We start from the raw sequence: 14,842 nt of genomic DNA, 5'->3' as shown, positions 1-14,842 counted from the left end.
ACCGACATGGTTTCGGCGGTGGCCGCGTGACCCGTTTTCCCGTGGCCCCGGCCGCCGTCGCGCCCATGGCGGCGGCCGCGCGGGCACTGACCCCTTGACCCTGGCTGACCTCCTGCGGGTTGCTTCCGCCCCGGGCTTCGACCGTTGGCGGGACCAGATCCGTCGTACCGGTGGCTGCTCGGACCCGATCCACCTCTCAGGCCAGACCGTCACCCGCGACCGCCGGACCGGGGACGTCCTCTACTCGTACTCGACTGCTGCCGAGCCTGGGGGCCGGTTACGGATCGCGTGCGGCAATCGGCGGGCCTCCCGCTGCCCGTCCTGCGCGTGGACCTACGCGGGAGATACCTACCACCTCATCCGTGCCGGGATCACGGGTGATGAGGGCAAGGATGTCCCCGTCACGGTCCGCTCGCACCCTCGAGTGTTCGCCACGCTGACGGCCCCGTCGTTCGGCCCGGTACACAACCGCCCTGCCTCCGGCCGGTGCCGCTGCGGTACCGCCCATGCCGAGCAGGATCCGGCGCTCGGTACGGCGCTGAACCCCGAGCGGTACGACTACGCGGGCGCCGTGCTCTGGAACAACTACGCCGGACAGCTCTGGCAGCGCTTCACCATCTACCTCCGCCGGGAGATCGCCGCCCGCGCGGGCCTGTCCCAGAGGGCTCTGGCGGACTGCTGCCGGGTCTCCTTCGGGAAGGTCGCAGAGTTCCAGAAGCGTGGCGCGGTCCACTTCCACATGGTCGTGCGCCTTGACGGTCCGGACGGGCCCGACACTGCTCCGCCGTCGTGGGCTTCGGTAGCCCTTCTCGATGATGCGATCCGGGCAGCGGCCGGCCGAGTCGCCCTGAGCGTCCCGGCTTCCGGCGACTTCGCTGCCCGAACCCTCGGATGGGGCACGCAGGTGGATGTCCAGCCCATCGGCGGACTCGGGCACGAGGATCTGACCGAGCAGGCGGTTGCCTCCTACGTGGCGAAGTACGCGACCAAGGCTGCCGAGACCACCGGCACCGCCGACCGCCGCATCGGCGAACTCGCCGAGCTGGACAAGCTCCACCTGCCTGGCCACACCCGGCGCCTGATCGAAGCCTGCTGGGCCCTCGATTCTGCCCACCCGGACCGGCTGCTTGCGCGCTGGTCTCACATGCTCGGTTTCCGGGGCCACTTCTCCACCAAGTCCCGCGCCTACTCGACAACCCTCGGCGCGCTCCGCCAGGTCCGCGCCGACTTCCGCGCCGCCCAGGAGCGTCGCGAACGCGGTCTGGCCGACCCGGACGACTCCTCGGAGGGCTCCACGCTCGTCCTCGCGCACTGGACCTACGCCGGACACGGACATACGCCTGGTGAGTCCTGGCTTGCCGCCACGATCGCCGAAGGCATCAAGACCAACCGCACCACTGCCCGCGAAGCCCTCGCGGAGCTGGACCAAACGGATGCTGAGGGGGAGCGATGACCACGATGGCCTTCCGCAGGGTGGACCCTGTGCCGGTGCTTTACCGCGTCTCCGACGCCACCCGGGTGCTGGGGATCAGCCGCAGCGTCATCTACGACCTGATCCGTGCGGGCCGCCTTCGGACGGTCAAGGAAGGGCGGACGCGCTTGGTTCCCGCCTCCGCGATCGCCGACTACGTTGCCCTCCTGGAGCGCGAAGCGGTGGCCCGGTCGTGACCAAACGTAGAAGCCGCGGGGATGGCGGTCTTTCACTGGGACGAGAAGCGGCAGCGGTGGATCGCCAGCGTGAGCCTCGGCTTCGACCCCAGCGGCAAGCGCATCGTGAAGCGGGGCAGCGGCCGGACCAAAACCGAGGCGAAGACCAAGCTCAAAGAGGTGCTGCGGGACCACGAAGACGGTCTTGCCATTGCGCCGACGAACTACACCGTGGCGGACGCCGTGAACGACTGGCTTCTGTACGGGCTGGCCGGCCGGGATCAGGGCACCGTGGACACGTGCGCGTCCCTTTGCCGGAACCACGTGATCCCCGCGCTGGGCGCTCGCAAGCTGCGTGAGTTGAGCGGTGAAGACGTGGACAAGTGGCTTGCTGCCAAGGCAAAGACGCTGAGCACGCGCACGCTCCAGGCCGTGCACTCGTGCCTGAACCGCGCCGTCAAGCGCGCGATGGTCCGGGACAAGGTGAAGCGCAACATCGTGGAACTCTGCTCCATCCCGAGCGGGCAGTCCGGCCGGCCGTCCAAGGCGCTGACGCTCGTCCAGGCTGAAGCCGTGCTCCGGGCCGCCGAAGGCACCTCAACTCACGCGTACATCGTGCTCGCCCTCCTCACCGGGGCTCGTACGGAAGAGCTGCGCGCGCTCACCTGGGATCACGTCTTCCTGAAGGGGGAGCCGAACGGGGTCCCGCCTGTGCCGCCGCACATTGCGGTGTGGAGGTCGGTCCGGGCCACTGGTGACACCAAGACGAAGAAGTCGCGTCGGACGATTGCCCTGCCTGCCCGGTGCGTGGAGGCGCTCTGGAAGCACTTCGAAGATCAGGGCTGGGATCGCCTCGCCGCCGGTGACCAGTGGACGGAGAAGGGGCTGGTCTTCTCGTCTGCGGTCGGGACCGAGCTCGACTCGACCAACGTCCGGCGTGCCTTCCGGCAGGCGATCGACGGGGCCGACGGGATCGACGCGCAAGAGTGGACTCCGCGCGAGCTGCGGCACAGCTTCGTGTCGCTGCTGTCCGACAAGGGAGTGCCGCTCGAAGAGATCTCCAGGCTCGTCGGGCACTCCGGTACGGCAGTGACCGAGGCTGTCTACCGGAAGCAGATCCGCCCGGTGATCCAGACCGGGGCGACGGTCATGGACAGCATCTTCCGGAGCGCCGCGAAACCGTAGTCACGCAGATAGACACGCACGCAGAAACAGGTGAGGCACCTACTGATTCAGTAGGTGCCTCACCTGCTATTACGAAGTCGGGGTGGCGGGATTTGAACCCACGACCTCTTCGTCCCGAACGAAGCGCGCTGCCAAGCTGCGCTACACCCCGATCGCCGCCTGGCAGCGTTGCTGTCCTGGCGACATCGATTACTTTAGCGGACCCTTGGCCGGAGACGAAATCCGGTTTTCGCGAGGGGCGCGGCGGGGGCCGTCCGCCGTGACCCGGGCCGGGCCCGGTGCCGGGAAGGGCCAGGTCACCGGGGCGGGCGGTGGTCAGGCCTTCGGGGTCAGGGTCAGGAGGGTGGCTTCCGGGGGGCAGGCGAAGCGGACCGGCGTGTAGCGGTTCGTGCCGCAGCCCGCCGAGACGTGGAGGTAGGCACGCTTGCCGTCCGCCTCGTACGTGGAGAGCCCCTTCACCCGCTTCGTGTCCAGGTCGCAGTTGGTGACGAGCGCCCCGTAGAAGGGGATGCACAGCTGACCGCCGTGCGTGTGCCCGGCCAGGATCAGCGGGTACCGGTCCGCGGTGAAGGACTCGAGGACGCGCAGGTACGGGGCGTGCACGACGGCCATCGAGAAGTCGGCGTCCACCTCCGGCCCGCCCGCCACCCGCTCGTAGCGGTCGCGCTTGATGTGCGGGTCGTCCAGGCCGGTGAAGGCCAGTTCCAGGTCGGGCAGTTTCAGGCGCCCGCGCGTGTTGGTGAGGTTCACCCAGCCCGCCGCGTCGAAGGCGTCCCGCATCTCCTCCCACGGGTTGTGCACGGCGCCGACGACCGGCTTGTTGCCGTTCAGCCCGTGCCGCCCCTGGACCTTCTCGATCAGGTAGCGCCCCGGGTTGCGCAGCCGCGGCCCGTAGTAGTCGTTCGACCCGAAGACGTACACGCCGGGGAACGACATCAGCGGGCCCAGGGCGTCCAGTACCTCCGGGACGCCCTCGGTGTCGGAGAGGTTGTCGCCCGTGTTCACGACGAAGTCCGGGCGCAGGCCGGCCAGCGACTGGAGCCAGGCGCGCTTCTTGTGCTGCCCGCCGACCATGTGGATGTCGGAGACCTGGAGTACGCGCAGCGGGCGCATCCCGGCGGGGAGGACCGGCACGGTGATCCGGCGCAGTCGGAACGACCGCGCCTCGAAACCGGCGGCATAGGCCACACCGGCGGCCCCCACCGCCGCGATCGAGGCGGTGACCTTCAGGGGTACTCCGTAACGCGCACGCATGGCCCCATCGTCTCAGACCCGGTAAACCGACGGGCGCCACCGCCCCTCCACCTGGCAGACTCAGGTCATGACCACGCTCAAGGCCAAGCTCCAGGAAGACCTCACCACCGCCATCAGGGCGCGCGACGAGCTGCACTCGTCCACGCTGCGCCTGACCCTCTCCGCCATCACCAAGGAGGAGGTCGCGGGCAAGGAGGCGCGCGTGCTCTCCGACGACGAGGTCCTCAAGGTGATCGCCAAGGAGGCGAAGAAGCGCCGCGAGGCCGCGGACGCCTTCGCCCAGGGCGGTCGTCCCGAGCAGGCCGCGCGCGAGACGGCGGAGGGCGAGTTCCTCGACACCTACCTGCCCAAGCAGCTCAGCGACGAGGAGCTCGGCGCGATCGTGGCGCAGGCCGTCGAGGAGGCCAAGGCCGCGGGTGCCGAGGGGCCGCGGGCCATGGGTGCCGTCATGAAGATCGTGAACCCGAAGGTGGCCGGGCTGGCGGAGGGCGGCCGCGTCGCCGCCGCCGTCAAGAAGCACCTCGCGTAGATACGTAGATATACAGATAGGCAGAACAGATAGGCAGAGAGAGGGGCCCCGCTCGCGCAGTGCGCGGGCGGGGCCCCTCTCTCTTGTCCGTGCCGGCTACGGGCCCTCCGGGCCGCCGATGAAGCCCGGCTCCAGGCTGATGTCCGGGAACGGGTTCGTCGGCGTGTTGCCGCCCGTCGCGCCGCCCGTGGCACCGGCTGCCGTCTGGCCGCCGGGGCGGCCGCCCGGCTTGCCGTCGCCGCCCGGCTTGCCGGGCTTCCCCGGCTTGTTCGGGTTCGGATTCGGGTTCGGATTCGGGTTGGGACGGCCGCCGCCGGCCGGGATCCCGCTCTCCGGGATGGTCACCGTGGTGAAGGGCGGCGCCTCCCGGCCTTCCAGTGCACCCGAGACCGCCTGCTTCCAGATCGGGCCGGGCAGCCCGCCGCCGTAGACCTTGTCGTAGTACTGGCCGCCGATGGTGATGTTCTCCATCGACACCTGCTTCGAGCCGCCCGAGCCGACCCACGTCGCGCCCGCCATGTTCGGCGTGTACCCGACGAACCAGGCGTTGTAGCGGCTGTCGGTGGTGCCGGTCTTGCCCGCGTTCTGCCGGTCGGTCAGACCCGCGGCGGTACCGGTACCGGAGTCGATCACGCCGAGCAGCAGCGTGTTGACGGTGTCGGCGGTCTTCTCCGCCATCACGCGGTCGCACTGGGACTTCGGCACGGCCAGTGCCTTGCCGTGCGCGTCGGTGATGGACTCCAGGGCGACGGGGGTGCAGTACACGCCGCGGTTGGCGAAGGTCGCGTACGCGTTCGCCATGGTCAGCGGGGACATGCCCTCGGTGCCGAGCGCGATGGCCGGGACCTCGGGGAGCTTCGTGCCGTCGGCCGGGATCACACCGAGCTTGGTGGTCATCTCGGTCACGGGGCAGAGCCCGAGCGCGTTGTCGGAGATCATCTCGACGAAGTACGTGTTGACCGACTTGGCCATCGCGTCCCTCATGCCGTACGGGCCGACCTCGGACTCCGACTCGTTCTCCACCCGGTCGTGCATGGTGTTGACCCAGGGCTTGTCGCCGCAGGTCTGCACCGGGCTCGGGTACTCCATGTCGTGCGGGGACTGGTACGTCTTGCCCGCCGGAACGCCCCGCTCCAGGGCCGCTGCCGCGACGAACGGCTTGAAGGTCGAGCCGGTCGGGAAGCCGAAGTTCGATCCGCCCATCCGCTTGTCCACGGAGAAGTTGATCTGCGTCTCGTTCTTGCCGAAGCCGTACGGCTTGGACTGGCCCATCGCGAGGACCCGGCCCGTGCCCGGCTGCACCAGGGTGACGGCCGTGGCGACCTTGTCGTCCTGGTTGACGTGGTCCTTGATCGACTCGTTGACGGACTCCTGCGACTGCGGGTCCAGCGTCGTACGCACGGTCAGGCCGCCCTGGTTCCAGAGCTTGGCCCGCTCCTCGCGGGTCTTGCCGAACACCGGGTCGGTCAGGAACGTGTTGCGCACGTAGTCGCAGAAGAAGCCCGCGCCCTTGACCGCGGTGATGCAGCCGTTCTTCGGCCGCGTCACCTTCAGCGTCACCGGCTTCTTCTTCGCCTCGTCCGCCTCGGTCTGCGAGACGTCCTTCATGTCGGCCATCCGCTGCAGGACGACGTTCCGGCGCTTCATCGCCTCCTGCGCGTCGTTCACCGGGTCGAACCGGCTCGGCGACTGCACGACGCCCGCCAGCAGCGCCGACTCGTCCAGGGTCAGGTCCTTGGCCGGCTTGCTGAAGTAGCGCTGAGCGGCGGATTCGATTCCGTATGCCTGCTGGCCGAAGTAAGTGATGTTGAGGTAGTTCTCGAGGATCTTCTTCTTCCCGAGTTCCTCCTCGACCTGGATCGAGTACTTCAGCTCGCGGATCTTGCGGCCCAGGCTCTTCTCCTGGGCCTCGCGCACCTTGGTCTCGTCGTCGCCGGCCTCTTCGACGAACACGTTCTTCACGTACTGCTGCGTCAGCGTGGAGGCGCCCTGCGCGGCTCCGCCCTCCTGCGCGTTGCGGTTGACCGCGCGCAGGATGCCCTTCGCGTCGATCGCGCCGTGCTCGTAGAAACGCGAGTCCTCGATCGCGACGATCGCCTTCTGCATGTACGGGGAGATGGCCGTGAGGGGTACCACCTGCCGGTCCCGTGAATAGACCGTGGCGATCAAGCCACCCTCGGCGTCCAGAATCGTCGTGCGCTGACTCAGCGGCGGTGTCTTGAGATTGGCCGGGATCTCATCGAATCCCTCGACCGTGCCCTTGGCGGCGAGCCCCAGGGCGCCTGCGCCCGGGATCGCGATACCGGCCAGCACAACTCCGGAGAGAACGGACACCCCGAGGAACTTGGCGGCCTGCTGCGGCCCCGTGAGCCCGGCGCCCGAGCGCTTCTTACCCATGGAGGGCAGCCTACGTTCTCATTCACCGGACACGCGCGAATGCCTTGGCCTAAGCTGTCCCCAACTGTCACAGCAGTGCGGTGCGACATCAACCCCTCGGCTTGATTTTCACCCTTCCCGAATGGGGTGGACTTATGTCCGAATCTCGCCCCTCACTCTGACGTTCGCTCGTCCATGGTCCGCCGATTCCACCCGAATTGCCGGAATGGTCGGGCATGTCGCCGGATCACTCCGTCGGGTGATCTGCCGCTTACCCATAGTCCGTTCGGACCATTCAAGATTGGGCCCGTCGGGGGTGTTGCACTGTCCCCGCCTTCCGTAACGTCCTCAACTGGCAGCGGTGAATATGCCGCTACCGCCGTGGGGGAGCCTCGATTCGGGAGAGGACGGCGCCGGGATGGGCTGGGTTACCGACTGGAGTGCGCAGGCAGCCTGCCGCACTACCGATCCGGATGAACTGTTCGTTCAAGGAGCGGCACAGAACAGGGCCAAGGCGGTGTGCACCGGATGTCCGGTGCGGACCGAGTGCCTGGCCGACGCGCTCGACAATCGTGTCGAGTTCGGAGTGTGGGGCGGAATGACCGAGCGGGAACGTCGCGCATTGCTGCGCCGGCGTCCCACCGTCACCTCGTGGCGACGGCTGCTCGAAACCGCCCGCACAGAGTACGAGCGCAGTACAGGCATCCTCACCGTGGATGTCGATGCGGAGATCGACGTTCCGTACGAGACGTACGCGGCAGCCGGGTAGACCCACCCGCGCGGTCCCGCGTACGACGGCCCCCTCACCCGGAGGCATTCGTCGTACGAACGCCTACGCTCCGGCCGGAACCCCGGCCGCGAGTCGCTCTCCGATGGCCCGCAGCCCGGCGAGGTCGTGCACATCGCCGGGCAGGGCGGCCACCTCGGCCACCGCCACTTCGGGGTGCAGCGAGGTGAAGCGATCGCGTGTGCGCTGTTCGCGCGCGATCACCTGCATCCGTTCGGCGTGCAGGCGCAGCAGTCCTGCGGTGATCTCGTCCACGTCGGCATCGGCGTCGGGGTCGGCTTCGGGGTCAGAGTCTGCGTGGGCATGGGCGTCGGCACGGGTATCGGCATCGGGGGAGCCGGTCTCGGTCCCTCTCTCGGGAGTGTCCGTGGGGTCGCCGGCCACCGCGGCCGAGTCACGAAGTCCAGCTTTCCCGGACTCCTGATCGACAATGCCGCCTTCTTCAAGATTCTCTGCGGCGGCCAACGCCCGCTCTGCGGACAGCTGGTCGGCACCGCTGCCGTGCACCCGGTTCAGTACGAGCCCGGCCAGCGGCATCTGCTCCGCGGCCAGCCGCTCCACGAAGTACGCCGCCTCCCGCAGCGCGTCCGGCTCGGGCGCCGCGACCACCAGGAAGGCCGTGCCCGGAGCCTGCAGCAGCCGGAACGTCGCGTCCGCGCGGGTGCGGAACCCGCCGAACATCGTGTCCATCGCCGCCACGAAGGTCTGCACGTCCTTCAGCAGCGAGGCGCCCATCAGCTTGCTGAGCGTGCCGGTCATCAGGGACATGCCGACGTTGAGGAACTTCATCCCCGCCCGGCCGCCCACCTTCGCCGGGGCCATCAGCACCCGGATGAACTTCCCGTCCAGGAAGGACCCCAGCCGCTTCGGCGCGTCGAGGAAGTCCAGCGCGGACCGGCTCGGCGGGGTGTCCACGACGATCAGGTCCCAGTCGTCCCGGGCCCGCAGCTGGCCCAGCTTCTCCATCGCCATGTACTCCTGCGTGCCCGCGAAGCCGGCCGACAGGGACTGGTAGAAGGGATTGGCGAGGATGGCCTCCGCCCGCTCGGCGTCCGTGTGCCCCTCGACGATCTCGTCGAAGGTCCGCTTCATGTCGAGCATCATGGCGTGCAGTTCGCCGCCGTCGACCCCCTTCACCTTGCGCGGGGTGTTGTCCAGCGAGTCGATCCCCATCGACTGGGCGAGCCGCCGCGCCGGGTCGATGGTCAGCACGACCACCTTCCGCCCGCGCTCCGCCGCCCGTACGCCCAGGGCCGCGGCGGTGGTCGTCTTGCCGACCCCGCCCGCACCGCAGCAGACGATGATCCGCGTCCCGGGGTCGTCCAGCAGCCGGTCCACGGCCAGCCGCGGCGGAGTGTCCATGCCGATGCCCCCCTTCATGCCCGCGCTCACGGTCGTACCCGTGCTCGTACGCGTGGTGGCCCCGCTCATTCCTCGCCCGCCTGCTTCCGCAGCTCCGAGGCCAGCTCGTACAGCCCGGCCAGATCCATCCCCGCGCCGAGCAGGGGGAGTTCGTACGTCGGCACGTCCAGCTGCCCCAGTACGGTGCGCTGCGCGCGCTCCAGCTCCACCCGGCTCGCGTGCTCGGCGGCCTGCGCGAGCAGCGGGTCCACCAGCCGCTCCGCGAGCCCGCCGCGGCGCGCGCCGCCCAGGCCCGCCCGGGACAGGGCCTTGGCCACATCCGCGCGGCGCTCGCCGGCGGCGGCGCGCAGGGCGTCCTCGTCCAGGTGGTGCGGCCGCACCATGTTGACGACGACCCGCCCCACGGGCAGTCCGGCGCCCTCGAGTTCGGCGATCCCGTCCGCGGTCTCCTGGACGGGCATCTCCTCGAGCAGCGTGACCAGGTGGACGGCCGTCTCCGGGGACTTGAGCACCTTCATGACGGCCTGCGCCTGGTTGTGGATCGGCCCGAACCGGGCCAGCCCCGCCACCTCGTCGTTGACGTTCAGGAAGCGGGTGATCCGCCCGGTCGGCGGGGCATCCATGATCACGTGGTCGTAGACGAACCGGCCGGCCTTGTCCTTGCGCCGGACCGCCTCGCACGCCTTGCCCGTCAGCAGGACGTCCCGCAGCCCGGGCGCGATCGTCGTCGCGAAGTCGATGGCGCCGAGCTTCTTGAGGGCGCGGCCCGCGGAGCCGAGCTTGTAGAACATCTGGAGGTAGTCCAGCAGGGCCCGCTCGGCGTCGATGGCCAGCGCGAACACTTCCCCGCCGCCCGAGGCGACGGCGATCTTCCGCTCCTCGTACGGGAGCGCCTCCGCCCCGAAGAGCTGCGCGAGCCCCTGCCTGCCCTCGACCTCCACCAGAAGCGTCCGCCTGCCCTCGCGCGCGAGGGCGAGCGCGAGTGCCGCGGCGACCGTGGTCTTTCCGGTTCCGCCCTTGCCGCTGACCACCTGGAGCCTGCTCACAGCGTCTGAGCCTAACCACTCGCCCCTCGGGCTGCGCATGAGCCCTCCATGTCAGGCGATACGCTCGCCCCCATGACCAAGAAGTTCGAATACGCGACGGTCCCGCTGCTGGTCCACGCCACCAAGCAGATCCTGGACACCTGGGGCGAGGACGGCTGGGAGCTCGTCCAGGTCGTGCCGGGCCCCAACAACCCCGAGCAGCTCGTGGCCTACCTCAAGCGGGAGAAGGCATGAGCGGCGCTGTCGAGGCGAGGCTGGCCGAGCTCGGCCTGACCCTTCCCGAGGTCGTCCCCCCGCTGGCCACGTACCAGCCGGCCGTGCGGTCGGGCGCGTACGTGTTCACCGCGGGGCAGCTCCCGATGGTCAAGGGCAGCATGCCGGTCACCGGCAAGGTCGGCGCCGAGGTGTCGCCGGAGCAGGCCAAGGAGCTGGCCGCGGTCTGCGCGCTGAACGCCCTGGCGGCGGTGAAGTCCGTGATCGGCGACCTCGACAAGATCGCGCGCGTCGTGAAGGTCGTCGGTTTCGTGGCCTCGGCCCCGGACTTCACGGGCCAGCCGGGCGTGCTGAACGGTGCGAGCGAGCTGCTGGGCGAGGTGCTCGGCGAGAAGGGCGTCCACGCCCGCAGCGCCGTCGGCGTGGCGGTCCTCCCGCTGGACGCCCCGGTCGAGGTCGAGATCCAGGTGGAGCTCGTTCCCGGAGCCTGACCCGTACGACGTCCCGTACGGCCCCCGCCGGCTCCCGGCCGGGGCCGTACGTGTTCCCGGTACGCGGTTGCGCGCCCGGCCGGGCGGGACGCGGTCTCGGGCAGGGGAGTGGGCCTCGAACATCGGGCCGGATCCCCGTAGCATCCCGTCATGCCGAATGGTCAGTACGGTCAGCAGCAGCCTCCCGCCGGGGGCCAGTGGTACCCGCCCGAGTGGCCCGACCGGATCCGCGCGCTCATGGACGGATCCCTCACCCCGGTGGAGCCCAGACGCGCCGCCACCGTCATGCTGCTCCGCGACACCCCCGACGGCCCCGTCGTGCACATGCTGCGCCGCAAGGCCTCCATGGCCTTCGCGGGCGGCGCGTACGCCTACCCCGGCGGCGGGGTGGACCCCCGCGACGAGGACCACCAGGTCGGCTGGGCCGGACCGAGCCGGGAGGAGTGGGCCGCCCGCCTCGCCACCGACCCCCGGACCGCCCAGGCCATCGTCTGCGGCGCCGTACGCGAGACCTTCGAGGAGGCGGGCGTCCTGCTCGCCGGCGAGACCGCCGACACCGTCGTCGGCGACACCACCGGCGACGACTGGGAGGCCGACCGTACGGCCCTCGTCGCCCGCGAGCTGTCCTTCGCCGAGTTCCTCGACCGCCGTGGCCTGCGGCTGCGCTCCGACCTGCTCGGCGCCTGGGCCCGCTGGATCACCCCGGAGTTCGAGCCCCGCCGCTACGACACCTGGTTCTTCGTCGCCGCCCTCCCCGAGGGCCAGCGCACCCGCAACGCCTCCACCGAGGCCGACCGGACCGTCTGGATCCGCCCCGCGGACGCCGCCGACGGCTATGACAAGGGCGAGCTGCTGATGATGCCGCCCACCATCTCCACCCTGCGCTCCCTCGAGCCGTACGGGAGCGCGGTCGACGCCCTCACCGCGGCCGCCGCCCAGGACCTGACCCCCGTACTCGCCCAGGCCTCGCTGGAGAACGGCGAACTGGTGCTCAGCTGGCCGGGCCACGACGAGTTCACCAAGCGCGTCCGCCCCGGAGGCACCCCGTGACGAATGCGGCCGCTCTGCCCGGACAGCCCCGCGGAATCGTCACCTCAGGGCCCGCCACCGCCCGCGCGGTCAACATCCTGGCCCCCAACGCCTCGGCGATGACCCTGGACGGCACCAACACCTGGCTCGTCTCGGAGCCGGGCTCCGAGCTGGCCGTCGTCATCGATCCCGGCCCCCTCGACGAGGCCCACCTGCGCGCGGTCGTGGAGACCGCCGAGCAGGCGGGCAAGCGGATCGCCCTGACCCTGCTCACCCACGGCCATCCGGACCACGCCGAGGGCGCGGGCCGGTTCGCAGAGCTCACCGGCACCAAGGTCCGCGCACTGGATCCCGCCCTGCGCCTCGGCGACGAGGGGCTGGCCGCCGGCAACGTGATCCGGACCGGAGGCCTGGAGCTGCGCGTCGTCCCGACGCCCGGCCACACCGCCGACTCGCTCAGCTTCCACCTGCCCGCCGACCGGGCCGTCCTGACCGGCGACACGATCCTCGGCCGCGGCACCACCGTCGTCGCGCACCCCGACGGCCGCCTCGGGGACTACCTGGACTCGCTGCGCCGGCTGCGCTCGCTGACGGTCGACGACGGCGTGCGCACGGTGCTCCCGGGGCACGGACCGGTCCTGGACGACGCGCAGGGCGCGGTGGAGTTCTACCTGGCCCATCGCGCGCACCGGCTCGCCCAGGTCGAGACCGCGGTGGAGAACGGATTCGCCACCCCCGAGGCCGTCGTCGCCCAGGTCTACGCGGACGTGGACCGCTCGCTGTGGCCGGCCGCGGAATGGTCCGTACGCGCGCAGCTCGAGTACCTTCAAGATCACGGACTGATCCCGGGAGGCCCTGAATGACCACGCTGTTCCTGCTGCTCGCACTCATCGCGACGGCCGCGTGGATCACCTCGACGGTGACGCTGCGCATGAAGGCCCTCGAACGGCGCTCGGAGCGCCTGGAGCGGCGGCTGGGCCTGGTCCTGGACCACTTGGGCGTAGCGGAGCCGGAGCCGGCCGGTCTGGACGAGGTACGGGCGCTGGTGCGCGACGGCCGCACGATCGAGGCCATCCGTGTCTACCGGCGCGTCACCGGGGCGGACCTGCTCGAGGCGAAGCAGGCGGTCGAGGCCCTGACGGACGTCTGAGCCCGCCTTCAGCGGGGCGTCTTGGTGCCGTGCCGGGCCGTGTACTCGTCCGCGAGCCACGGGCCGAGGTCTTCCAGGTACGTGTGCAGCACGGCCGGGTCATCGGCCGGATCCAGCGCCACCGCGGCCGCGGCCCGCATCTGCGCGGCGCGCTCCGGGTAGTAGCGCCCGAAGATCTCCGCGGACTCGGCGAGATCGCTCGTCCAGCCGCCCCACCGGGGCATCACGAGGGTGAACCCGGTGCGCACCAGGTGCCGTGAGAAGTGCCGGCTGAGCTTGCGGTACTCGGCGGGGGTCGACGCGGCTTCCAGCCTGGCCCGCCAGCGGGGCAGTACGGCGGCCAGGTCGCCGTTGGTCTCACGGGCGAGCAGGCTGTCCGGGCGGTAGCGCGGGAGGTGCTCGGCCAGGTCCGCGCCGAGCAGCGGGGTGCACAGGCAGGCGAGGAACCAGCCCAGGTCGTCGCGTTCCTGCTCGCTCAGCAGGGTGTTCTTGCCGTAGAGCAGGATGCCGACGCCGTCGATCTCGGCGAAGTCCTGGTCGAGCCCGCGCGCCAGCACCTCGGCGGTGTCCCGGTCCTCGTCGGCGGCCTCGTGGTGCAGGGCGAGCAGCAGGTCGAGGTCGGAGCGCCCCGGGCGGGCCGTCCCGCGCGGCACGGACCCGTACAGGTACGCACTGTGCAGCCGCTGCCCGTACGCCTCGCCGATCCGCTCGCGCGCGGCGGCGACGACCGGCTCGAAGGCGCTCTGCACCCGGCCGAGCGCGCCCTCGCGCTCGAAGTACCCGTACGCATCCAGCCCTCTGCGTTCCATGGCCCACCCTCCACATCCAGCCGTCGGCCCCGCCGGAGCCGGAAACGGCGGAGGGGCCCCGCCCGACCGGGCAGAACCCCTCCGCACGAAACCGAAAGCGTCAGCGGGACCGCTTCGCCAGCCGCTCCACGTCCAGCAGGATGACCGCGCGAGCCTCCAGGCGGAGCCAGCCGCGGCCCGCGAAGTCGGCCAGGGCCTTGTTCACGGTCTCGCGCGAGGCGCCGACGAGCTGTGCGAGCTCCTCCTGCGTCAGGTCGTGCACGACGTGGATGCCCTCCTCCGACTGCACGCCGAACCGGCGCGACAGGTCGAGGAGCGCCCGTGCCACACGGCCCGGGACATCGGAGAAGACCAGGTCGGACATCTGGTCGTTGGTCTTGCGCAGGCGCCGGGCCACCGCACGCAGCAGCGCGGTCGCGACCTCGGGCCGGGCGTTGAGCCACGGCTGCAGGTCGCCGTGGCCGAGGCCCAGCAGCTTGACCTCGGTCAGGGCGGTGGCGGTGGCGGTACGCGGGCCGGGGTCGAAGAGCGACAGCTCGCCGATCAGCTCGCCGGGGCCGAGGACGGCCAGCATGTTCTCGCGGCCGTCGGGGGAGGTGCGGTGGAGCTTCACCTTGCCCTCGGTCACGACATACAGCCGGTCGCCGGGGTCGCCCTCGTGGAACAGGGCGTCACCGCGTGCGAGGGTCACCTCGCCCATGGAGGCGCGGAGCTCCGCGGCCTGCTCGTCATCGAGCGCCGCGAAGAGCGGGGCGCGCCGCAGAACGTCGTCCACGAGTCTCTCTCCTATGTCGACCAGCTCAGGGGACCGTGCTCCCCATTTTGCCGGACGGCTCAAACAGTGCGATCAATCACAAGGATGCCGGACGTACGGGCGTGCTGTGCGGCGAGAGGCCAATCAGAGTGGTGTTACCTGAGGTCCAGGCGGGTGTCAGCGCCCGGCCTTAGGCTGGCCGGGTGTCCA

Annotated in this window: 15 protein-coding genes, 1 tRNA gene and 1 pseudogene; 10 read left to right on the top strand and 7 right to left on the bottom strand. The window is 70.5% G+C overall.

Going from position 1 to position 14,842, the window contains the following annotated elements:
- The first annotated feature begins 94 nt into the window (after positions 1-94).
- The 3 genes and pseudogenes from repSA to OG299_RS18660 all read left to right on the top strand — a co-directional run bounded on the left by repSA (position 95) and on the right by OG299_RS18660 (position 2,832).
- Entirely contained in the window at positions 95-1,453 is a 1,359-nt protein-coding gene (gene repSA, locus OG299_RS18670; protein WP_327362047.1) for a replication initiator protein RepSA, read from the top strand.
- Complete coding sequence (locus OG299_RS18665; RefSeq protein ID WP_327362046.1) at positions 1,450-1,668, top strand: helix-turn-helix domain-containing protein; 219 nt, start codon at positions 1,450-1,452, stop codon at positions 1,666-1,668. Before repSA ends, OG299_RS18665 begins: the two co-directional genes overlap by 4 nt.
- Positions 1,665-2,832: pseudogene (locus OG299_RS18660) on the top strand (site-specific integrase). Before OG299_RS18665 ends, OG299_RS18660 begins: the two are co-directional and overlap by 4 nt.
- 77 nt (positions 2,833-2,909) lie before the next feature.
- Here OG299_RS18660 and OG299_RS18655 read toward each other — a convergent pair.
- Together OG299_RS18655 and OG299_RS18650 are read right to left on the bottom strand one after the other, a co-directional pair.
- Positions 2,910-2,983: transfer RNA gene (locus OG299_RS18655), tRNA-Pro, on the bottom strand.
- Positions 2,984-3,147: 164 nt separating this feature from the next.
- Complete coding sequence (locus tag OG299_RS18650) at positions 3,148-4,086, bottom strand: metallophosphoesterase (protein ID WP_266627007.1); 939 nt, start codon at positions 4,084-4,086, stop codon at positions 3,148-3,150.
- 67 nt (positions 4,087-4,153) lie between these two features.
- Between OG299_RS18650 and OG299_RS18645 the strand changes: the two genes are divergently transcribed.
- Positions 4,154-4,615: a GatB/YqeY domain-containing protein gene (locus OG299_RS18645; protein WP_266627006.1), complete on the top strand. Its 462-nt coding sequence runs from the start codon at positions 4,154-4,156 to the stop codon at positions 4,613-4,615.
- A gap of 96 nt (positions 4,616-4,711) precedes the next feature.
- On the opposite strand, the gene OG299_RS18640 is transcribed toward OG299_RS18645, so the two are convergent.
- Positions 4,712-7,012, bottom strand: coding sequence for a transglycosylase domain-containing protein (locus OG299_RS18640; protein WP_327362044.1), 2,301 nt, complete (start codon positions 7,010-7,012; stop codon positions 4,712-4,714).
- A 397-nt stretch (positions 7,013-7,409) separates the two neighbouring features.
- Between OG299_RS18640 and OG299_RS18635 the strand changes: the two genes are divergently transcribed.
- Positions 7,410-7,760, top strand: a complete 351-nt coding sequence (locus OG299_RS18635) for a WhiB family transcriptional regulator (protein WP_030299276.1) — start codon at positions 7,410-7,412, stop codon at positions 7,758-7,760.
- Between the two features lie 63 nt (positions 7,761-7,823).
- Here OG299_RS18635 and OG299_RS18630 read toward each other — a convergent pair whose 3' ends face one another.
- Positions 7,824-9,158: an ATPase BagB gene (locus OG299_RS18630; RefSeq protein WP_327364548.1), complete on the bottom strand. Its 1,335-nt coding sequence runs from the start codon at positions 9,156-9,158 to the stop codon at positions 7,824-7,826.
- A 47-nt stretch (positions 9,159-9,205) separates the two neighbouring features.
- Positions 9,206-10,186 (bottom strand): ATPase BagA, encoded by a 981-nt coding sequence (locus OG299_RS18625; RefSeq protein ID WP_266627003.1) that lies wholly within the window; start codon positions 10,184-10,186, stop codon positions 9,206-9,208.
- A gap of 72 nt (positions 10,187-10,258) precedes the next feature.
- Between OG299_RS18625 and OG299_RS18620 the strand changes: the two genes are divergently transcribed.
- The 5 genes from OG299_RS18620 to OG299_RS18600 all read left to right on the top strand — a co-directional run bounded on the left by OG299_RS18620 (position 10,259) and on the right by OG299_RS18600 (position 13,069).
- Positions 10,259-10,420, top strand: a complete 162-nt coding sequence (locus OG299_RS18620) for a Sp36 family protein (RefSeq protein WP_007264966.1) — start codon at positions 10,259-10,261, stop codon at positions 10,418-10,420.
- The gene (locus OG299_RS18615) at positions 10,417-10,890 is read left to right on the top strand and encodes a RidA family protein (protein WP_327362043.1); all 474 of its coding nucleotides are present in this window, start codon (positions 10,417-10,419) and stop codon (positions 10,888-10,890) included. The genes OG299_RS18620 and OG299_RS18615 overlap by 4 nt, the downstream gene beginning before the upstream one ends.
- Before the next feature lie 150 nt (positions 10,891-11,040).
- On the top strand, positions 11,041-11,940 hold the full coding sequence (locus OG299_RS18610; RefSeq protein WP_327362042.1) for an NUDIX hydrolase: 900 nt from the start codon (positions 11,041-11,043) through the stop codon (positions 11,938-11,940).
- Entirely contained in the window at positions 11,937-12,782 is an 846-nt protein-coding gene (locus OG299_RS18605; RefSeq protein WP_327362041.1) for an MBL fold metallo-hydrolase, read from the top strand. The genes OG299_RS18610 and OG299_RS18605 overlap by 4 nt, the downstream gene beginning before the upstream one ends.
- Positions 12,779-13,069, top strand: a complete 291-nt coding sequence (locus OG299_RS18600; RefSeq protein WP_266626997.1) for a hypothetical protein — start codon at positions 12,779-12,781, stop codon at positions 13,067-13,069. The genes OG299_RS18605 and OG299_RS18600 overlap by 4 nt, the downstream gene beginning before the upstream one ends.
- 8 nt (positions 13,070-13,077) lie before the next feature.
- On the opposite strand, the gene OG299_RS18595 is transcribed toward OG299_RS18600, so the two are convergent.
- Together OG299_RS18595 and OG299_RS18590 are read right to left on the bottom strand one after the other, a co-directional pair.
- Positions 13,078-13,878 carry a nucleotidyltransferase domain-containing protein gene (locus OG299_RS18595; RefSeq protein ID WP_327362040.1) on the bottom strand — a complete coding sequence of 267 codons (801 nt, stop codon included), beginning with the start codon at positions 13,876-13,878 and terminating at the stop codon, positions 13,078-13,080.
- Between the two features lie 100 nt (positions 13,879-13,978).
- Positions 13,979-14,653 carry a Crp/Fnr family transcriptional regulator gene (locus OG299_RS18590; protein ID WP_003981529.1) on the bottom strand — a complete coding sequence of 225 codons (675 nt, stop codon included), beginning with the start codon at positions 14,651-14,653 and terminating at the stop codon, positions 13,979-13,981.
- Positions 14,654-14,842 lie beyond the last annotated feature (189 nt).

The organism is Streptomyces sp. NBC_01296 (genome assembly GCF_035984415.1).
GTDB lineage: Bacteria > Actinomycetota > Actinomycetes > Streptomycetales > Streptomycetaceae > Streptomyces.
This window is presented reverse-complemented; position numbering and strand designations above follow the sequence as displayed.